The organism is Pseudoalteromonas rhizosphaerae, from assembly GCF_028885455.1.
In the GTDB taxonomy this organism is placed as follows: domain Bacteria; phylum Pseudomonadota; class Gammaproteobacteria; order Enterobacterales; family Alteromonadaceae; genus Pseudoalteromonas; species Pseudoalteromonas rhizosphaerae.
The window spans coordinates 429,361-450,101 of sequence record NZ_CP118496.1 but is presented as its reverse complement, the minus strand read 5'-3'; the positions used below and the strand labels follow the sequence as shown (position 1 = coordinate 450,101).

Below are 20,741 nucleotides of genomic sequence, written 5' to 3'. Positions count from 1 at the left end.
GAAGTGGGAAAAACTGCATTAACAAAAAACACAAAAACAATTACAATCAACAACTTAAATTTTGGCACACTCCTCGCTACCGTGTTTATTAGTTATAAATATAAAGAAATATAACCTATGGATATAGATAGCACCTTAAAACGCAGCACCAAACCGAGTCAGCGTAAAAAACTCATATTTGGTACCTTACTTATTAGCATAGCGCTTATTATTTGGCTGATTTACTCATGGCTAGCACCTACCACATTGGCGGCTAATCAACTGCAAATAGCCACCGTAACTCAAGCTGATTTTGTAATAAAAATACGTGGCTTTGGCCGTTTAAAATCAAAGTATCAGCGTTATTTAACCAATACCGATAGCGCCATGGTCGAAGCTATTCATGTATACCCCGGCACCCGCGTTAATAAAGACACCGTTATTTTAACCCTGGTAAATCCACTACAAGCGCAACGTTTATCAGTCGCACGGCTCGAATTGGCAAGACAAAAAGCCAGCGCTAACGAACAAATAATCAATCAAAAAAGTCAGTTATTAGAGCGCCAAGCAAGCCTGACTATTCTAAAAAGCGATCTTGAAAGTGCCCAACTGCGTGCCCAGGCCGAAAGTAAATTAATCGAGCAAGGCATTGTTTCAAGCCTTGATTACAAGCGCAGTTTATTAACCGTGAAGCAGCTAGAGCAACGTGTTGATATTGAAAAGCAACGCTTAGTCCAATTAGCTGATATGCACCATCAGCGCAGTAAAATTCAACAAGAGCTACTAAGCCAATTTGAATTGAACTATCAAGTACAACAGCAAGCCTTTGATGACTTACAAGTCACCGCCGGCATTGATGGCATGCTGCAAGAGCTTAATGTTGAGCTCGGCCAAAACCTCCCCTCAGGCACTCGTCTTGCGGTAGTGGGCTCCGATACCTCGCTCAAAGCAGAGCTAAGCATTAAACAAAGCGATGCTGAAAAAATAGCGTTAAATATGCCAGCTAAAGTAAACACCTTTAGTGCAGCTGAAAACAACGAGGTAACCGCAACGGTGACCCGTATTGACCCAATCGTCAGTGATGGTCGTGTAATGATAGAGCTTGATTTAACAGGTCCCTTACCTGCTAATGCGCGCCCCGATTTAAGTATCGAAGGTTATGTAATAAGTCACGTTATACCTAATGCACTGACCATCAACTTACCCATAAAAGCTCAGGCCAATTCCGCAGCCATGCTTTTCAAACTCAATCCGACCACTCATTTAGCACGCCCAACTAAAATTGAATTTGGTACACTCAGTGATAACAAAATTCAGCTTTTGAGCGGCGCAAAAGTGGGTGAACAGCTGATCATTTCAGATCTCTCTAAATGGCAGCATTTGGCAACTATAAAAATAGAACAGGAAAGTTTATGAACACCAATACACTTATCTCATTAAAAAATATCGCCAAGGTTTATCGCAGCCAAAATGTTGAAACCTACGCCCTCAAAAATATCGACCTTGAAATAAATCAAGGCGATTATATTTGTATTAGTGGCCCATCAGGTTGTGGTAAATCAACGCTGTTATCTTTACTTGGCTTGCTAGACAGCCCTACTGAGGGGCAATATTTTATTAAAAACGTCGATACCAAAACCCTCGACATGGACCAACAGGCAGAGCTGCGTAATTTACATATTGGCTTTATTTTTCAGTCATTTAATTTAATAGATGAACTCTCGGTGTTTGATAATGTAGCATTGCCGCTGACCTATCGTGAACCTGCTATGAGCCAAGCTGATATTCAGAGCGCAGTAAAGCATGCTCTTGATGAGGTTGAAATGGGGCACCGCGCCCAACATAAACCTAATCAGCTCTCTGGTGGGCAACAACAACGTATTGCTATTGCCCGCGCCCTTGCCGGTAAACCCAGTATTTTATTGGTTGATGAGCCAACCGGTAACCTTGACTCTAAAAATGGTGATGCAGTGATGGACTTGCTCGACGCACTGAATCAAAAAGGCACTACCATTTGTATGGTAACCCATGATTTACGTTACGCAGGACGCGCAAAAACTCAGCTAAAACTACTCGATGGCGAAATTATCTCGTATTCGCAAGCACGCCAAGATACGCACACTGAAAATACCAGCGCTGTATCCGCTGATACTGCCGAGGTGATTTAACATGAGCCGTTTAACTAAAACACGTAGTCAACTGCGCTTGGCGTGGGCATCACTGATGAACGCACCGGGGTTTGTTACCGCCGTTGTAGCCACCTTGGCGCTCACTCTCGCGACGTTATTTGTAGTGCTAAGCCTAGTAAATAGTTACTTTTTAAAACCCCTTGATGTATTTGACGAAACCCGCATGGTGGTGGTTGAGCAAAGCCTAACCTATGACGACTACGATGCGGTTGGCTTTCAAAGTTATCAATCGATGGTGCACTGGCTTAAAAACAATCAAAGCTTTGAGCAAGCTTTTATGATGAATGCCGCTGAGAATGTTTTTTTATACTTAGACGGCCAACCAAAAAAGGATGTGCTGTATGTCGGTGGTGAATATTTTGAGCTCCTACATACTCCTTTTTTACTCGGACATGGCTTTAAAAAGGGCGGAACTTTAGAAGAAGCTGATAATAGCGCGGTCATTTCAGAGAAGTTCTGGAAAGAACATTTTAATAGTGACCCTGATGTAATTGGTAAGCCCTTAAAAACAGCCAGTGAGATTGAAGGTGATGGGCATATAATAACGGGGGTTGTAGCGGCTAATTTCAGCCCACCTTACATGATTAAAGCGGGCTCTGTTGATGTGTGGTATCCAACCAGTTCTGACCGTCGATTTTTCCATAATGATGACTGGCAAAGCCCGTGGACCAACACGTTTAGAAACTTAAAACTGATTGCAGTATTAAAGCCTGGCGTCACTAACGAGCAAGTAAAAACCGACTTAAAAGCCCAAATTGATAACATTAAATCTGAGTGGCTCAATAATGGCGGCATTACTGATGTAAAGCCCGTTGTAACACCGTATCGTGAAGTTGAGCTTGGCAATAACGATCAACTTAGTTTAATGATGCTTGCAGGCGCGGTAGGGCTATTGGTCATCGCTGTACTAAACGTCAGCACCTTGTTTTTTTCACGCGCGTTAGCACAGCATAAAACCTTAGCGCTGCAAGCTGTACTGGGCGCAAAACGTAAAACTTTATTTGGCAGCATTTTACTGCAATCACTCATTTTAATGAGTATATCGGTCAGCATTGCACTGTTTTTATCTATTTGGGGTATTCGGTTATTCAAAGTACTTGCAGAAGGACGCTTGCCACTGGTGAACAGCTTGGCTGTTGACCTTAATTTGGTGCTGATAGCGGTAGTTATGTGTATTGCTTTAGCGTACATATTCTCAGTGATCACTGCACGTTTAGTTAACTACAAAACCTTAAATAGCCAAATGCAAAACAGTGGTAAAGGCGGCGTGTCGCAAGTATCTGGTCGTACTGTGCGTATACTAATTGGCACACAAATGTTTGTGGCAGCCTTATTAGTTAGCTTTTCAATTATGATTGTTAGCAAAGCACTCGACACCATTAATCGCCCACTGGGTAGCGACACTGAAAACCTGTACTTTGCACAGTTATTTCAAACCAATAACAATGCAACACTGGCTGAGCGCTACGAGCAAATTAAGCAGTATCAAAAAGTATTACAAAATAGCGAAGGCATTAAAGATGTTGCTCTTGGGCAAAGCCCAGTATCCGCAAGGCAAAATGCCAATACTCTGACCGATGTTGCAGGTAAAAGCTCAATCTTCTTTCCAAGCCAGTGGGTCGGGCCTGATTACTTTGATTTAGTGGGCACAAAAATACTCGCTGGGCGTACTTTTAGTGAGCAAGCAATGCGCGGTGAAACTAACGAGTTATTGGTATCTATCAGTGTCGCTAAATGGCTATTAGCCGACCAGGAGTACACAAATGTTATCGGTAAAAGCTACAAAGGCCTTGAAGATAAAATGTTTGAAATTGTCGGCATAACGGAGGACTTTAACCATCCTAAATACTACGACGAATCATTTGGTCGGCACATGTGGTGGCCCGCACAGCCTTGGAGCTATATGTTTGTTATTGAAACAGAGCAAGGTGTTGAGCTGACCAGCAAGCAAGTTTTAAGTTTATTAAGAAAAGCCAATAGTCACTTAACTTTATGGCAATTTAGAGACTTACAACAAGAGTACGATGATTTATTGTATATGAGCCACCTAACAGTAGCACTGTGTAGTACCTTGGCATTATTTACTCTATTATTAGCAGCAATAGGTATCTTTGGCGTGCTGAGCTATAACCTAGGTCTGCGCCGTTATGAGTTTGGTATTCGCATGGCGCTCGGCGCTAAAAAGATACGCTTACTTAAATTAATGAGCAAAGAGGCGGTGATCCCTGTGCTGGTTGGCTTTGCCCTTGCAATAATAACCGTGTTAGCTGGTTATTTTATACTTCAAGAACAGCTAATGTCATGGCTAATCATGGATGTCCGGCTGCAATTAATGGCATGGACAATTACCTTAATTATTGCCATGTTCGCGTGTTTTAGGCCATTATTACTGTTAATTAAAGCAAAACCCATGGCTGCGCTTCGTAACGACTAAGCAATATGATGTGATAACCAAGCAAAAGTAAAGCAATTTGCTTTTGCTTGAAACAAGAAGAACAAAATGGACACAATTTTAGTTATCGACGACCAAGCCGATGTACGCATGGCGGCCATCGTGGCATTAAATCAAATTGGCTATCAGTGCATTGAAGCACAAGGCCCAGAGCAGGCGCTGGAAATAATCAGCAGCACAGCTATAAGCCTTATTTTGCTTGATATGAACTTTAAACTCGACACCACATCCGGCGCTGAAGGACTGCGATTTTTACAACAACTGCAGACCCTGAGCGCTAATATCCCGGTGGTAGTCATGACCGCATGGGCAAGCGTTGATGTTGCTGTAAAAGCCATGCAGTTGGGTGCGGTCGATTTTGTTGAAAAGCCATGGAACAACCTGCGCTTAACTGCGGTGGTACAACAGCAGCTGAAACAACAAAAAACCAACCACGACAATGCTTGTTTAAAAGCATTGCATAGCACCAGCGATGCTAATTACATTGCCCTGTCAGCCACTATGCAACAGTTATTAGCCCGAGCTAAACGCGCAGCCCAAACCAATGCCAGCATTTTAATTACTGGCGAAAATGGCACTGGCAAGAGCCTCTTAGCACATTACATACATCAACATTCAAACCGCAGTGAGCAACGCTTCGTTAGCGTAAACATTGGTGCTATTGCCCCATCATTATTTGAAAGTGAATTATTTGGTCATAAAAAAGGCGCTTTTACTGATGCCAAAGAAGACCGCTTAGGCCGCTTTGAAATAGCCAATAGCGGTACCTTATTTTTAGATGAAATAGCCACTTTGCCGCTGGAGTTGCAAAGTAAAATGCTGCGCGTACTCGAAAGCCAAGAATTTGAAGTGCTCGGCTCCAGTCAAACCAAAATTGCCGACGTTCGTATTATTGCTGCAACCAATGCAGAGCTTGCCAAAGCGATTGAAGAGGGCGAATTTCGCCGCGATTTGCTGTTTCGACTCAACACCATTGAATTACACATTCCGCCCCTGCGCGAACGCCCGGAAGATATCGTTGAGCTGGCTAATCACTTGTTGGCAACACACAGTAAAAAATATCAGCGCAGCGGCATGACACTGACTGGCGAAGCGACGCTGGCGCTTACCCAGTACCATTGGCCTGGTAATGTAAGAGAGCTTAGCCATTGTGTTGAGCGAGCCGTGATTATGAGCGACAACGACAATATTGGCGCCTGTGATTTAATTCTTGCACAACCCAGTAGTGAAGCAAGCATCAGCCATAGCGCAGCAGCCAATCAATCATTACCGCTATTACCGCTGGAGGAGCTAGAAAAACAAATGATCCAAAAAGCACTGGCTGAATTTAATGGCAATGTTATTGCTGCTGGGGAATTTTTAGGATTAAGTAAATCAGCTATTTACAGGCGCATCGATAAGCATCAGCTTGATTTAAAAGAAGCAGACAGTTAAATGCCAACCAACCAGTCACTTGAACAGCACCTTAAACGCTACCTTTATTTGATGGTTTTTATCCTGCTGACGTTATGTATTTTGCTTACGATCAGCTGGGATTTAGATTGGTTTGCCAGTATCAGTATATTATTGCCGTTGGTCACTCTAACGGTACTTGCGGCGCTAAAAAGTTATCGGCTAGTTACTGATGTACTCGATCGGTTTGGCTTACAACTTGATGCCCTTGCGAATAACGAAAGCAATAGCTGGCACTTAGCCAAATACCAAGGTGGGCGCATTACAAGCTTAAAAGCCGACTTTAATAAACTCAGTAACAAAATTGCTAAAAATAAACGTCATTACATACAAACCGAAGAGTTTGTATTTGAGTTTGTTGGCATGCTTGATTTACCCATTGTTATTTTAGACCCGCACGGATTAGTCTATTTCACTAATCAAGCATTCTTAAATAGTTTAACCACTCCTGACGCTGCAGGTTTAACAGCAAATAATCTCGGCCTCATATATAACCAAGGCATGTGGCAACAACATGATGATTCATGTTTTGAGCAGCGTTTTCATATCTCATCACAAACATTTTGGCGTGCAGGGCGAAGCTACGAATTACTGACATTATTTTCGATTGAGCAACAACTACGTAGCAACGAGCAACAAGTATGGCAGCGATTAATACGCGTACTTAATCATGAAGTTAGAAACTCCCTCACACCGATTTACTCAATGAGTCAGTCTCTTCAGATCATGAAGCAGCAAGGACAGATCAGTAATGCACCTGATTTAGCCAGCGACATGCTACAAGTGATTGAAAAACGCGCCCAGCACTTGCTCGACTTTGTAGCCAGTTACAGTGCCTTTTCACAGCTGCCTGCCGCTAATAAGCAAGCCGTAACCACAGAACAAATCAATCTGAGATTACATGCCTTATTTCCACAGTTAGTTATTCAAGCAACTGAACCTCAGCACTTCAATGTAGATTTAGGCCAGTTAGAACAAGCACTGATCAACCTAATTAAAAATGCCTTTGAAGCCGGAGGTAGAAGCGCACCTACTCTTAGCTGGCAACAACATAAAGATAAAGTTGTTATTAAGCTGCTCGATAGCGGCACTGGTATTACAAATCCTGAAAACCTATTTGTGCCTTTTTATTCAACAAAAGCGCAAGGCGCAGGGATCGGTTTAGTGATCAGCCGCGAACTCATTCGTAATCAAGGTGGTCAGTTACAATTATTAGCCAATCCTGAAGGTCAAGGTACTCGTGTATTAGTTACCTTACCAAGATAATGCCCTGTATTTTATTGGCTTATAAGCCATAGCTTGGTAATCTAACAACAATAGGGACACTTAAAACCAGCCAAAAAGAAGAACAATAATGAAATGGACTCAATTAACGAGCCTCACACTCAGTGTGTGTTTTTTAGTTATAAGTTTTTATAGCACCAGCCAAGAATACCAAATCCAAGCTGCAGATGATTGGGTGAAACAACAGCCACTGATTAAAACGGAAATCCCAGTCAACCAAATCGTCGATGGTACTTATTACCGATTACTTGATACCCAAATAAAAGTATCTGCTCAACATCCTCAGCAGCGCTACACGCGTACTGTGATGCAGGCGGTGAACCAAACTGGCATCGATTACATTAGCCAACTTAATTTAGACTTTGATCCCAGTTATCAAACCCTCACACTCAATAGTCTTGGCCTTATCCGAGATGGGCAATACATAAATAAACTCGCTAGCGCACAATTTAAGGTCTTACAACGAGAAACCGAATTAGCCAATGGAATTTACAACGGCAGCCTAAGTTTAAATATTATTGTTGATGATATGCGCATTAACGACCAGCTCGATTACAGCTTTACGATTACTGGCCGCAACCCTATTTACCAACATTTTAGCGCGTCTCGCACATTAAACTGGTCGGTACCGGTGGCGCAACAATTTATGCGTGTGTTATGGCAAAAACCCACACCACTTTATATCAATACAATTAACGGCGAGGTTGACATAAAAGACACCCCGCTCGCTGTTGGTCATGACTATCAAATCAGCTTACACAATCAAGCAACAATCACATCTTCAAGCCAAACACCATATTGGTATAACCCGTATAAACAGGTTTTTTTCTCTGAATTAAAATCATGGCAGGAAGTTGCTAACTGGGCAGCCCCTTTATATCAATCCGCAATAGAAGTAACAGATCCTGTAACACTCATTGCCGATGAAATAGCCATGCATAATCCACAAGCCTCCGATCGTATCGCCGCTGCATTAAAATTCAGTCAAGACGAGGTTCGTTATTTAGGCTTGGAGATGGGTACTAACTCCCACCAACCAACGTCGGCATCTGAAACTCTGGCACTTCGTTATGGTGATTGTAAAGACAAAACCGTACTGCTAATTTCATTACTTAAAGCAATGGGGATCAAAGCCTATCCTGCATTAGTGAACACTGACGAAGGTAAACGGTTAATTGAACTACCAGCCTCAGCACAAATATTTGATCATGTCATTGTCACGCTTGAGCATGCAGGTCAACGTTATTGGCTAGATCCAACAATAAACTATCAAACCGGAACTTTAGCGCATTTAGCACAACCAAATTATGGTTATGCATTGATTGTTAAACCTTTTGAGCAACAGCTTACAAAAATGAGTCCCCCTGTCGATGGTATTACAATTAAAACGCATGATAACTACACCATAGCTCTTAAACCTGAACAGCCAACAACATTTCAAACTAGTTACATATATAGCCAGTTTGATGCTGTAAATAGACGCAGTTCATTAGCCCGCAATGGACTCGATAAAATAGCGAAAGATTACCTAGAATATTACCAAGGCTATTTTCAAGGCATAACCATTGATAAGCCGATGACGGTAACTGAGAATACAAATAACGGCGAGCTGTTAAGTGACGAGTTTTACCTTATTAATGATTTTTGGCAACCTGACGACGAAGGACTCAGAGCTGACTTTTATGCCTCAGAGATACAAAATAGCGTTTACGAACCCGATCAAATTAATCGCACAACGCCGCTGTATTTTAAGTACCCAAATAATATTGAAACAACGATTAAAATAAAATTTGAAGAACCAAATTGGCACTTTGATAATAAGCAAAGTGAAATTGATAATGCGTTCTTTAATTTCAAAAAGAATATCCACTTTACGGACAATATATTAACACTCGATTTTTCATTTAGCGCCAAACAAGATCATATTCCAGCTGATCAGATTAAACTGTACCTGAGCGAACGAGACAAGCTAATCGACAATGCGCAGTTTGGCATTGTTAAATATGTAACTGCAGATACCACTAGCAGTTTTGATTTAAACGATAATTGGATCATTGTAGTATTACTTGCTTACCTGCTCGCACTGATATTTTTTATTGTGGCATGGCGTATCGAGTCAGCAAAGCGCCCAACATTTAGTGATGCGCAGTTTTACCCAGTTACTAATGCAAAGTTTATTCTTTATAGTATTTTTACTTTAGGACTTTTTATTAACTACTGGAGTTATCGCAACTGGAAAGCAATTAAAATACAGCAAAATAGTCATATCATGCCGATTGCTCGCGGGATTTTCGCGATATTTTTTTATTACTCTTTATATTTAGAACTAGTTGCACACAGCCAAACGCAGCACAATAAAAATAAAATCATGCCAAACGTCTTGGCAATTATTGCGTGGTTACTGGTTATTTTGGCTAGTCTCATGACCCGTATTGACGAAGCAACTACTATAGCTATTTGTATCCTGCCATTTTTATGGCTGCCATTAGTTAATTACATTCAACACCTAAACCAATCATCTGACGCACTTGCATACAATTCTAAATGGCGAGTAAGAAATATAGTTATCGCCATAATCTGGGTACCTATTTTATTTTTAAGCTTACTGGAAGAAGTCTATTTATTACCGAGTACCGCTATCGTAAAAGGCGATAAATTGTGGTCATTTCAAATGCAATTCTTAAAACGCCATCAATTAGTACCTATTGATGAAGATGTTTTATATTTTTACAGCGATGCGTGGGTAGATTTTCGTAACGACGGCAATGGTATAAGCGACAACTACATTTTTAGCTATTGGCAAAATGAACAAGGCCAACTTGAATCAAACTTAAAACACTTTAAGGATGTTACTAGCGTCGAAGTCACTTATGGCAGAACACAACTTGATAATACAGTGATTAAAGTTATCGACAAACAAGGCGAGCACTTTTTACTTATAGTTAATAGCGAAGGAAGCAAAGATAAAGAATTGGTAGAACAAATAAATAACCGCATTGAAAGTAATAAGACGCCATAAGCATTAGCAAGCAAAATAATCTAATATCAGCAAGAAGTCGGGCTGTGTAATATTAATGCCAACAAAGTGCTTTATTTGTTGTTTTTATCAGCAAATAAAATAAATGAGAATTATTTGCAAATGGGTGTTGACAGATCATAAGATCTAACTGATAATCAATATCAACAAGACGCAAAGCACAACGACTTGTACGGAATAAACTGATTTGTTTCTCGACCCTGAAACACGTGTGGCGCACGTAAACAGCTAAGGTTACCTGTTACTAACCGCAACGCCCCTTGATGTTGGTGACAGGTAACCGCCCTACTATTTTACTTGCTACATTGCTCATATCGGTGACGGTAGATATGAAACTAAAAAAGCCCTTACGGGCTTTTTTTATGTCTGTAATTTAGTGAGCTAACCAGTGGAAAAACAATTACCGGCGGTTTTTACGTGCTCGTGCTCGACGTTGTTTTTTCTCTTCTTCTTTAGCGGCTTTTTTAGCCTCAGCCGCAGCTCGAAGCCCTGCAACCATCACTTCTTCTTCTTCACGCATAGCTGGAGTTTCCATAGTGATACGACCAATTATGCCATCGCGTAATTCATTAATTAGAATTTCTGACATTTTATAAGTATCAATTTGGTTACCACCACGAATACAACCACGCTTTTTACCCGCCATTTCAACAAATTCCCAATCATTTTCAGGTAATTCATCAATTTTATAACGCGCTTTTAAAAGTTCAGGATACGCCCGCAATAGATATTCCGCGGTGTAACTAGCGACTTCTTCATATTCAAGTGCGGTATCACGTATTGCACCTGTAGCACCTAAACGGTAGCCTGAGTTTTCATTTTCAACTTTTGGCCACAACATACCCGGTGTGTCGTAAAGCATGATGCCGTCTTCAAGCTTAATACGTTGCTGCGCTTTAGTAACCGCCGGTTCGTTGCCTGTTTTCGCAACAATACGACCCGCTAACACATTAATTAACGTAGATTTACCCACGTTAGGAATACCCATAATCATGGCTTTAATTTGCTTATCAGCACCAACTTTATGCGGCACTAATTTTTTACACAGTTCATTAATACGATGAACTTCAGCCGCTTTATCATTACCAAACGCAATCGCTTTTACGCCATTTTCTTGCTCAAAGTAATCCTTCCACGTTTGCGTCATTTTAGGATCGGCTAAATCAGCTTTATTCAAAATTTTGATGACCGGCTTACCTTCACGCAACGTCGCCACCATTGGGTTTTCACTACTGTAAGGAATGCGCGCATCAAGCACTTCAATGATCACATCCATTTGTGGCATTATTTCTTTAATTTCATTACGGGCTTTATTCATATGCCCAGGGAACCACTGGATAGCCATTTTTAACTCCTACAGATAATTTCGGGCTATTTTAACTGGCTCAGCCCTTAATTGCGCTATACTGACGCAAATTTTTTTAAATAAACTGTTATGGCTCTTAAATCGACGATTATTAAAGCGCAGTTATCGCTAAGCGATATGGACCGCAACGTATACCAAGACTTTAATTTAACCTTGGCACAACACCCTTCAGAAACCGAGCAACGCTTGATGATCCGCTTGCTTGCCTATGCACTTAATGCCTGTGATGGTTTAGAATTTACTAAAGGTTTATCGGCTGATGATGAACCAGAGCTGTGGCATAAAAGCTATAGCGATGAGATCGAGCTGTGGGTTGAGCTTGGTTTACCTGATGAAAAGCGTGTTAAAAAAGCCTGTAATAAAGCTAAAAAAGTGGTGCTATACACTTATGGTGAAAACAACCAAGCAATTTGGTGGCAAAAGCATCAACCTAAATTGTATGAGTTTAAAAATTTAAGTATTTTTAGTTTAGATTTTGCTACAACTCAAGCGCTGGCAGCGCTGGTTGATCGCAATATATCGCTGACTATTACCATTCAAGATGGTGATGTATGGGTGAGCTCTGATTCAGTTAACATTGAAATAAAACCAGTACAATTAATGTAATTGTAGGTTCAATAGATTAAGAGGGTGTATGACTGTTAAACGCGTTGTGGTATTACACGGATTGTATATGTCTGGCTTTGTAATGCGCCCTTTATGCTCGCAGCTCGAAAAGTCTGGGTTGGATATTCTCAACCTCTCTTACAATACATTGTCTCCCGATCGCGCCGCTATTTTTAAACAGATTGATAATTTTATTAATGATAAAAATACGGCCCTTGTTTGTCATTCAATGGGCGGACTGGTGGCGCGCGCATACCTTGCTGCAAATTCTCAACAAAGCCAAAACGTAACAAAAGTTATTACTTTAGGCACACCGCATAAAGGCAGCCATATAGCCCGCAGAATGCAGCAAAAAGGCTTTGATGTATTTTTAAAAAACAGTGTGGAATTTTTACTGACCGAAAATGGTGATTGGCCATTTAATGCCAAGCTTTATAGTATTGCTGGCGATTTACCGATCGGCCTCATGCCGCTAATTGCCAAAGGTAGTCAATCAGATGGCACGGTATTAATTGATGAAACCAAACTCAAAGGCATGGCAGAACATAAAGTGTTTCATTTAAGTCACACCAGTATGATCTACTCACGCCAAGTGATGAATTATATTGTTGAGTTGCTGGTTTAATCTTCTGCACTAGCAGCCACTTTATAGGCAACAAATGCGATGATTGCTAAGATCAGTGGTGTTGGCGCTGCGATATAACCAAAGGTATCAAAGTTAGCAAAGCTTGCTCCTGCTAAATGGCCGACTAAGCCAACTACAAATGCCAACAACGCTATACCAATAACAACTAATTCCATTTTACTTTCTTTTTGTGTTTTAGCCTGCATGTTATCTCTCCATCAAATTTATCTGTGTTGATTATGCGCCGACTAAAAACGTTAATTTTGACCTAAATCAAATAACCACTCGCCATGTAATAGCTTGCTATAAAAGCTTGTTTTAGATCATCTTATTGTGCTTTTATTAAACGATTTGCGGTTATTTTGATTTTTGGGGTGGTTTTTTAAAGATTGGAGCCCATCTCTATTGTACGAACAAATTAATTACTACAGCAGGTTGGCTAATAGGTAAAATCTATTAAGGTTATCGATTTTAACCATTTTACAGATTACTAAAAATGGCTGATACTTGCTTCAGTGTTTAGAAAACATCTTATCAGTTTATTAAGGAAAAGTTATGTCACAGGTAAACGCAATTGGTCTTAACAGCGCGAAAAGTGAAGATATCGTCAAGTCACTCAATACCCTGCTAAGTAGTTATCAAATTCAATATATGAATGCCCGCGGTTTTCATTGGAATATTAAAGGTCGCAACTTTTTTGAACTACACATCAAGTTTGAAGAAATTTATAACCTATTACTTTTAAAAGTAGATGAAGTCGCTGAGCGTATTTTAACGCTTGATGGCGCACCACTGCATGCATTTTCTGATTACTTAGAGATCAGCAAAATTAAAGAAGCAAAAAATATCAGTGATGGTGTCGCAGCAGTCGAAAACTTACTCGCTGGTTACAGCACGCTAATTAAAATGCAGCGCGATATTTTAGAGCAAGCAAGTAATGCACAAGATGAAGGTACGGCTTCATTGATGAGTGATTATATAACTGAGCAAGAGAAGCTAGTGTGGATGCTTAAAGCATATTTAAATTAATCATAACCAGGTTTTAATATATAGATGTTCCGGGTGCTTAGCTAAGTAACCTGGAATATCATCGTAAAATTGTATATCCATATCGCTACCACGCCAGATATGTTCCAGCAAACTTTTGGCTACAGCACTTGCTTGAATATAAACAACACGTTTATAACCGCGCGCTTTAACACCATGAAAGTATTCAGTTGCAACCGCCAAGCTATCTGCGGTCGCTAATTCAAACTCAACTAAATTAATCACCGCATATTCAATAGATTGAGGCGGCAACTTTGCTAAATCAGCAAATACATCCTTGGTAAAAGCCTGTATACCTTCTCGATTAAAACAACCAATCACTTTGATATATATCGTTGGTGATTCAATTGAGTATTCCCAGCGCCCATGCACATTAAACATATAAGTACCTCCAAACATAGTGAAACTCAATTGAATAGAAAATCACACTTAATCAGCCAAACTGATAAAGAAAGCCATCTCTAATGCTTTTTCTTCCAAGCTTTTAAAACGCCCTGATGCTCCGCCGTGACCGGCATCCATATCGGTTTTAAACACCAAAATATTATCGTCAGTTTTATATTCACGCATTTTAGCCACCCACTTCATCGGCTCCCAATATTGCACTTGTGAATCATGCAAACCGGTAGTCACTAAAATATGTGGGTATGCCTGTGCGGTAATATTGTCATACGGTGAATACTGAGCAATCACATCATAATAGGCAGGGTCATTTGGATTACCCCATTCATCGTATTCATTGGTAGTTAGAGGTATTGACTCATCCAGCATGGTGGTTAGCACATCTAAAAATGGCACATGGCAGCCAATTCCTAAATAAAGCGCTGGCGCTTGGTTAACAACCGCTCCCATTAGTAAGCCACCGGCACTACCGCCTGAAGCAAACACTTTATCTTGCGCACCATAACCTTGCTCAACCAATGCTTTGGTTACATCAATAAAGTCGTTAAAGCTATTTTGCTTATGTTGTTTTTTGCCTTGCTCGTACCAATCACGACCCAACATCTCACTACCACGAACATGTGCTATGGCATACACAAAACCACGATCGAGTAAGCTTAATGAGGTACTCGAAAAGCTCGGATCGATGGTTATGCCATACGCCCCATAACCATATTGAAACAGTGGATTAGTGCCATTTTTAGCAAAACTATCTTTACGATAAACCAGCGACACGGGCACTTTAATACCATCACGCGCTGTTACCATTAACCTTTCAGAGGCATAGTTTTGCGGATCAAAACTGCCTAATACTTGCTGTTGTTTTAATAAAGTTTTATCACCATTATTTAAGTCTACTTCAAATAATGAACCTGGCGTGGTGAGGCTTGAGTAATAAATACGAGCTACGTGCGTATCATGCTCAGGATTCATTGCAATGGCAGCATAATAACAAGGATCATCAAATTCTAAGGTCATACGCTGCTGTTGCTTATTAATGACCACAAAGCGTGTTTGTCCTTGCTCGCGCTCAGTAAGCACCAAGAAATCGTCAAACAGCTCTACGCCTTCTAATAAAACGCTATCACGATGAGGGGTATGCTCAAGCCACTGTGTTTTATCTGCAATGGTACTTGTATTAGCCGTCATTAAACGAAAGTTTTTAGCTTGCCAATTGGTCACGATATAAAACGTATCGCCGAGTTTATCAACATCAAACTCATGCCCTTCTTCGCGTGGCAGTAACTGAGTAAACACTCCTTGCGGCTGATCAGCATCTAGCACCCAAGTATCGTTCGTTTCTGTAGTGGCTAAATCAATAATGATCAGCCCCTCATCACGGCTTTTACCAAGCCCCATAAAAAAGCTTCGATCTTGCTCTTCATATACCAATACATCGTGCGCTTGCTTAGTACCTAATACATGGCGATAAACTTGATAACCTAATAACGTTTTAAGGTCTTTCTTTACGTAAAAAACCGTTTTATTGTCGTTTGCCCAAACGATTTGCCCTTCGGTGTTTTCTAATACATCTTCAAGTAAATCATCGTTATCAATAACTTTAAACTTTACGGTATAGATACGACGGCCATCGGTATCTTCAGAGTAAGCCAACAATTGTTCATTAGGACTAATTGCCACCTCGCCTAATTCATAAAATTCAAAACCTTCTGCAAGTATATTTACATCTAACAGTAGCTGCTTATCTGCGGCATCTATCTGACGACTACGGTAATGGCGAGAATATTCATCATCGCCACGTACTTCAGAGTGATACCAATACTGGCCATCTTTAACGGGAAAAGTATTATCGTCTTTAACAATACGCCCTTTTAGTTCTTCGAACAGTTGCTTCTGAAAAGACTGAATAGGCGCTAGTTGCTGTTCACAATAGTCATTTTCAGCAGCTAAATGTGCCAGCATCGCTGGATCTGTACGTTCGTCATCACGCATCCAATAATAATCATCAATGCGTATTTTTTTGTGTGTTGTTAACGTGTGCGGCTGTTTACGCGCAACAGGAGCATTAGGAAGTGAAGACAACGATAAGTTTGATAGAGCCACAGAAAAACCAATAAAAAATTTCGATGGCTGGAGTTTAACATAATTTTCAAAAGTGCATAAAAAAGCCCACTCAATGAGTGGGCCGAAAAATGCTAAATAGCATTAAGGGGAAACTTGCTGCCAAGCAAGGTGCCAACTTTGTCCAACACCGGGCTCGTAAAGTGGATTATTTTCTTCTTTCACATTGCAAAACTGGCTGAAAGGCCAAGGTTTACATTTATAAATTAAGCCTGTTTTTGGCTGTAATACTTTTACACCCGCATTATATACACCACACTTTTCAGGATAGATATAATCATATGCGGGCTTAACAACCTGGTAATCATCACATTTAGCAATACATTGAAAAGTTAATTCCGCACGAGTAATCCCGCAACCTTCGAGTGCATAAATCTGGTTTGAACGATAAGCTACCACTAAACCTTGCTCAGTCATTCTTCCTGCTTCGACTAAGGGTATATGAGTATTAATATATTCCGCGACAAAGCGTGGCCAATTATGTGGCTCACCTTGTTCTTCGGTGATAATTTCATATTGAAATGATAAATCGACTAGCTCTCCTTGCGTGTCATAAAAAGTCACCGTCACCATATCACCTACAAACAATTGGGTATGATGATTTAGACAACCTATTGGCATCCAATTTCCACAGGCCAATGACGTATGCATAAACAAAGCAACACCTTAAGAATATCTAATAGGTACTATCCAGCATTTATTGGATAAAAGAAATACTTTTAACTACATTGTAGGGCTGATGACACACAGTGAGGTTGGTATTACCCTGTGCGACGGCCCCGCTATCTTAGTTTTAATGCTAAAACCTTAGACCGGAAACTTTGCGTCCTAACCTTTCGGTTAGTTTGCCAAAACAGCGTGAGTATAGTGTGACATAGCTCAAAGATCAAACTAAAGAATGTAACCGCCAATAAAAACCAATACTTAGGTATGTAAAAATAAAAAAGCCAATACATTACGTATTGGCTTTTAAAGTCCGTAGTAACAAATTGAAACTAACGATCTAACTGCGGCCCTTGTTTACTTTTAAATAAGAGCATAATTTCATTAAATAAAGCTTTAAACACCTTACCTACATCACTCATTATGATGTACAAACACGGCACAAGTAATAATGTGATCAAAGTGGCAAACATCACCGCAAACCCCAGTGCGACAGCCATTGGGATCACAAACTTAGCTTGCAAGCTGGTTTCAAACATTATTGGCAGTACACCAGCGAAGGTCGTAATCGAGGTAAGTAGTATTGGCCTAAAGCGAGCACAACCGGCTTCTATCACCGCATCTTTAATCGCGATACCTTCTCGGCGCGCTTGGTTAACAAAGTCGGTCATCACCAGCGAATCATTAATAACTACACCCGCTGCGGCAATGATACCAAAGCCCGACATTAAGGTTAGATCTAAGCCAAACCAATAATGCCCCCATACAGCCCCCGTCAAACTAAACGGGATCACCGACATTACAATCAAAGGTTGCGCATAGCTTTTCAAAGGTACAGCCAACAAGATATATACTAAAATCATGCCACCAAAAAGGAACATTTTTTGCTGATTAGCTTGTGATTGCTGCTCTTCAATAGCACCGCCAAGCTCTGATTTAACGCTTGGGAACTCTTCTTTTAGTTGAGGTAATAGCTTGTCTTTTACTTGTGTAATTACTTCATTTGGCTCGATCACTTCTTCGTCGATATTGCCATAAACATACACAGTACGATAACCACCTTCACGGCGAATATAGCTAATGCCCGGTTTTTCAGTCAGCTCGACCACATCACCAAGTAACACTTCTTTACCTTGCGGTGTGGTGATAACTGCATGCTTGAGCGATGAAAACGCTTCACGGGTTAGTTTTGGATAACGTACCATCACCCGCACTTCTTCACCACGGCGAATAACACGCTGTGCTTCACCACCGTAAAAACTTGCGCCAACTTGATTTGCTATTGAGGCTAAGTCTAAACCGAGGTCATAAGCCACAGGTTTTAAACTCATTTGCACTTCTTTGCTGGCAGGGTCAATAGTCGAGCTAATATCAAACAAACCGTCTTGTTGTTGCAATAATTGAATAAAACGACGCCCGGCATCATTTAAAGTGTCGATATCTGAGCCATATAACAAGTAACCAAACTCACCATCACCACCACCTTGAGCATTCACATCGTCATAAATAATAAGCGACTTAACACCAGCAATGGTTGGCATCGCTTCACGCCAACGACGAGAAAGTTCAAACGCGTTATAAGGACGTAAATCCTCTTCAACTAATGGTGCAAGTATTTGCGCTTCAGTACGACCTTGGTTAAACACAAGTACATCTCTAATTAGTTTTTGACCATATTCCCGCTCAGTCTCTTTATCAACGGCAATCACCATAGCTTCGATTTCACGAATTGCTTCAATGGTTTGTATATCAGAGACATTATCATTCATCTCTAAGTTGATCTGCGGATAGTCATGCGGGATCTTCGGCATAAAACCAGTACGCACATTGTTTGATGCAATCAAGGCAAAAGTGACGATCAGTAATGAAATAAACGAGAACAGTACCGCCCAACGCCACTCTACACAACGCACTATAAAACGTCGATATGGTCCATTTACAAAACCAAAAAAGCGTTTATTAAAACGTGCTCGCCAGCTATCTGGTTTAATTGGCGGGAAGTTAGTATGGGCAATATGTGCAGGTAGAATAAGCTTTGATTCTATTAAGCTGAATATTAAACACAACATAACCACGACTGCGATCCCAAAAAAGAATGCACTTTCAGGGCCTGTCGATAACGTAAATGGCGCAAATACCGCAACTGTGGTTAACACCCCAAAGGTTGCAGGGGTTGCGACTTTTTTAGCGCCATTAACGACATTAACAACTCCACCGCCTTTTTTCTCTATTTCGGTGTAGGCACTTTCTCCGATGACAATGGCGTCATCCACCACAATCCCTAGCACCATAATAAAGGCAAATAATGACAAGATATTAATGGTTACACCAAACAACGGCATCATCATCATGGCGCCTAAAAAACATACCGGCAAGCCAATCATTACCCATAGCGCAAGCTTAAAGCGCAAGAACAAAGAAAGCATAATAGCGACTAAAATTGCACCTTGGATCAGGTTATTTACCATCATATCTAAGCGAGCATTTAAGTAATAGGTCATATCCATTAATGGCTCTAAGCGGACACCCGGCGGTAAGTCTTTATTTTTTTGATCAATAAACGCTTTAACTGAATCCGCAACAGGAATAATACTTTGCTCTTCCGTCGCTTTTACTGATAAATAAACGGCATTTTCACCATTGAACTTAAAGTAACGTTCGCCTTCGGTGAATTGGTCCTTAATAATTGCAATATCTTGCAGTAAAACTTTAGCGCCGTTATCACCAATTTTTACTGGTATTTGGCGAAACTCCTCACCTGAATGAATACAGTTGGTTTTCAACTCGTACAGAAATAACCCCAGCATCGGTTTTTAATTGTCCTGCTGAAAAGTTGGCTGAATAACGACGTACAGCATCAGCGACTTCGCTTAAGGTTAAGTTGTAACGACGTAATGTGTCTGGTTCAATCTCAATGGCAATTTCATCCAGTGGTACATCATTGACCACCAGTGATACGTTTGATAGCTGTAATAGCTCATCTTCAATGCGGTTAGCTATCGGTTTGAGCTCATTCAGTGGTAGGTCGGCAACTAATGTCATGCCTATTACATCTTGGCGAAACTCTATTTGACTTATGGTGACCGGCTCCATGCCTGCGGGGAAAGTAGCGATACCATCAACCCGCAACTTAATTTTATCCAGTACATCGGTGAGCTCTGCATCAGTATTGATTTCTAACTGGGCGCTGCCGCCATTACGAAATGCGCGATATACACCTTTTTTAATTTCGGTAATATCTTTTAAAGATTCTTCAATCTTAACGAGAATACTTTCTTCCATCTCTTGCGGTGACGCGCCAGGGTAATTCGCATTAATTGTAATGTAATTAATTTCAATGTTCGGGAACATTTGTCGTTGGATAGTTAAAAAACTAATGATCCCCATTACTATAATGAAAACCATCATTAAATTAGCCGCTACAGAGTTATTAGCAAAGTAGGCAATAATACCAGTCTGCTTTTCAACCGTTGAGTCTGGTGTATTTGGTAGTTCAGTGTTACTCATAACGCAGTCTA

General features: G+C 40.7%; 14 protein-coding genes, 1 pseudogene and 1 riboswitch. Of the genes and pseudogenes, 9 read left to right on the top strand and 6 right to left on the bottom strand.

Annotated elements, in window-relative coordinates; translation table 11 throughout:
• The first annotated feature begins 117 nt into the window (after positions 1–117).
• The 6 genes from PVK79_RS02060 (at position 118) to PVK79_RS02035 (ending at position 10,375) form a co-directional block, all read left to right on the top strand.
• The gene (locus tag PVK79_RS02060) at positions 118–1,395 is read left to right on the top strand and encodes an HlyD family secretion protein (RefSeq protein WP_257325212.1); all 1,278 of its coding nucleotides are present in this window, start codon (positions 118–120) and stop codon (positions 1,393–1,395) included.
• On the top strand, positions 1,392–2,147 hold the full coding sequence (locus PVK79_RS02055) for an ABC transporter ATP-binding protein (RefSeq protein ID WP_182717512.1): 756 nt from the start codon (positions 1,392–1,394) through the stop codon (positions 2,145–2,147). Before PVK79_RS02060 ends, PVK79_RS02055 begins: the two co-directional genes overlap by 4 nt.
• A 1-nt stretch (position 2,148) precedes the next feature.
• Positions 2,149–4,602, top strand: coding sequence for an ABC transporter permease (locus PVK79_RS02050; RefSeq protein ID WP_257325211.1), 2,454 nt, complete (start codon positions 2,149–2,151; stop codon positions 4,600–4,602).
• Between the two features lie 66 nt (positions 4,603–4,668).
• Complete coding sequence (locus PVK79_RS02045; RefSeq protein WP_145240299.1) at positions 4,669–6,054, top strand: sigma-54-dependent transcriptional regulator; 1,386 nt, start codon at positions 4,669–4,671, stop codon at positions 6,052–6,054.
• A complete protein-coding gene (locus PVK79_RS02040) occupies positions 6,055–7,338 on the top strand; it encodes a sensor histidine kinase (RefSeq protein WP_257325210.1) in 1,284 nt (427 codons plus the stop codon).
• An 88-nt stretch (positions 7,339–7,426) separates the two neighbouring features.
• On the top strand, positions 7,427–10,375 hold the full coding sequence (locus PVK79_RS02035) for a DUF3857 domain-containing transglutaminase family protein (RefSeq protein WP_257325209.1): 2,949 nt from the start codon (positions 7,427–7,429) through the stop codon (positions 10,373–10,375).
• A gap of 418 nt (positions 10,376–10,793) precedes the next feature.
• Here PVK79_RS02035 and ylqF read toward each other — a convergent pair whose 3' ends face one another.
• Positions 10,794–11,738, bottom strand: a complete 945-nt coding sequence (gene ylqF / locus PVK79_RS02030; protein WP_182717516.1) for a ribosome biogenesis GTPase YlqF — start codon at positions 11,736–11,738, stop codon at positions 10,794–10,796.
• A gap of 90 nt (positions 11,739–11,828) precedes the next feature.
• On the opposite strand from ylqF, the gene PVK79_RS02025 reads away from it, so the two are divergent.
• Positions 11,829–12,365, top strand: a complete 537-nt coding sequence (locus tag PVK79_RS02025) for a YaeQ family protein (RefSeq protein ID WP_145240254.1) — start codon at positions 11,829–11,831, stop codon at positions 12,363–12,365.
• Positions 12,366–12,393: 28 nt separating this feature from the next.
• On the top strand, positions 12,394–12,990 hold the full coding sequence (locus PVK79_RS02020) for a PGAP1-like alpha/beta domain-containing protein (RefSeq protein WP_182735016.1): 597 nt from the start codon (positions 12,394–12,396) through the stop codon (positions 12,988–12,990).
• Here PVK79_RS02020 and PVK79_RS02015 read toward each other — a convergent pair.
• A complete protein-coding gene (locus PVK79_RS02015) occupies positions 12,987–13,196 on the bottom strand; it encodes a hypothetical protein (RefSeq protein ID WP_182730701.1) in 210 nt (69 codons plus the stop codon). The two genes, PVK79_RS02020 and PVK79_RS02015, sit on opposite strands and share 4 nt — an antisense overlap.
• Before the next feature lie 349 nt (positions 13,197–13,545).
• On the opposite strand from PVK79_RS02015, the gene PVK79_RS02010 reads away from it, so the two are divergent.
• Positions 13,546–14,019, top strand: coding sequence for a Dps family protein (locus tag PVK79_RS02010; protein WP_257325208.1), 474 nt, complete (start codon positions 13,546–13,548; stop codon positions 14,017–14,019).
• Here the strand turns inward: PVK79_RS02010 and PVK79_RS02005 are convergent, their stop codons facing one another.
• The 4 genes and pseudogenes from PVK79_RS02005 to PVK79_RS01990 all read right to left on the bottom strand — a co-directional run bounded on the left by PVK79_RS02005 (position 14,020) and on the right by PVK79_RS01990 (position 20,730).
• Positions 14,020–14,418, bottom strand: a complete 399-nt coding sequence (locus PVK79_RS02005; RefSeq protein ID WP_182735014.1) for a hypothetical protein — start codon at positions 14,416–14,418, stop codon at positions 14,020–14,022.
• A gap of 48 nt (positions 14,419–14,466) precedes the next feature.
• Complete coding sequence (locus PVK79_RS02000; RefSeq protein WP_257325207.1) at positions 14,467–16,542, bottom strand: S9 family peptidase; 2,076 nt, start codon at positions 16,540–16,542, stop codon at positions 14,467–14,469.
• Positions 16,543–16,644: 102 nt separating this feature from the next.
• Positions 16,645–17,211, bottom strand: coding sequence for a chitin-binding protein (locus PVK79_RS01995; protein WP_145240240.1), 567 nt, complete (start codon positions 17,209–17,211; stop codon positions 16,645–16,647).
• A gap of 118 nt (positions 17,212–17,329) precedes the next feature.
• Positions 17,330–17,420: riboswitch (cyclic di-GMP riboswitch) on the bottom strand.
• A gap of 135 nt (positions 17,421–17,555) precedes the next feature.
• Positions 17,556–20,730: pseudogene (locus tag PVK79_RS01990) on the bottom strand (efflux RND transporter permease subunit).
• Positions 20,731–20,741 lie beyond the last annotated feature (11 nt).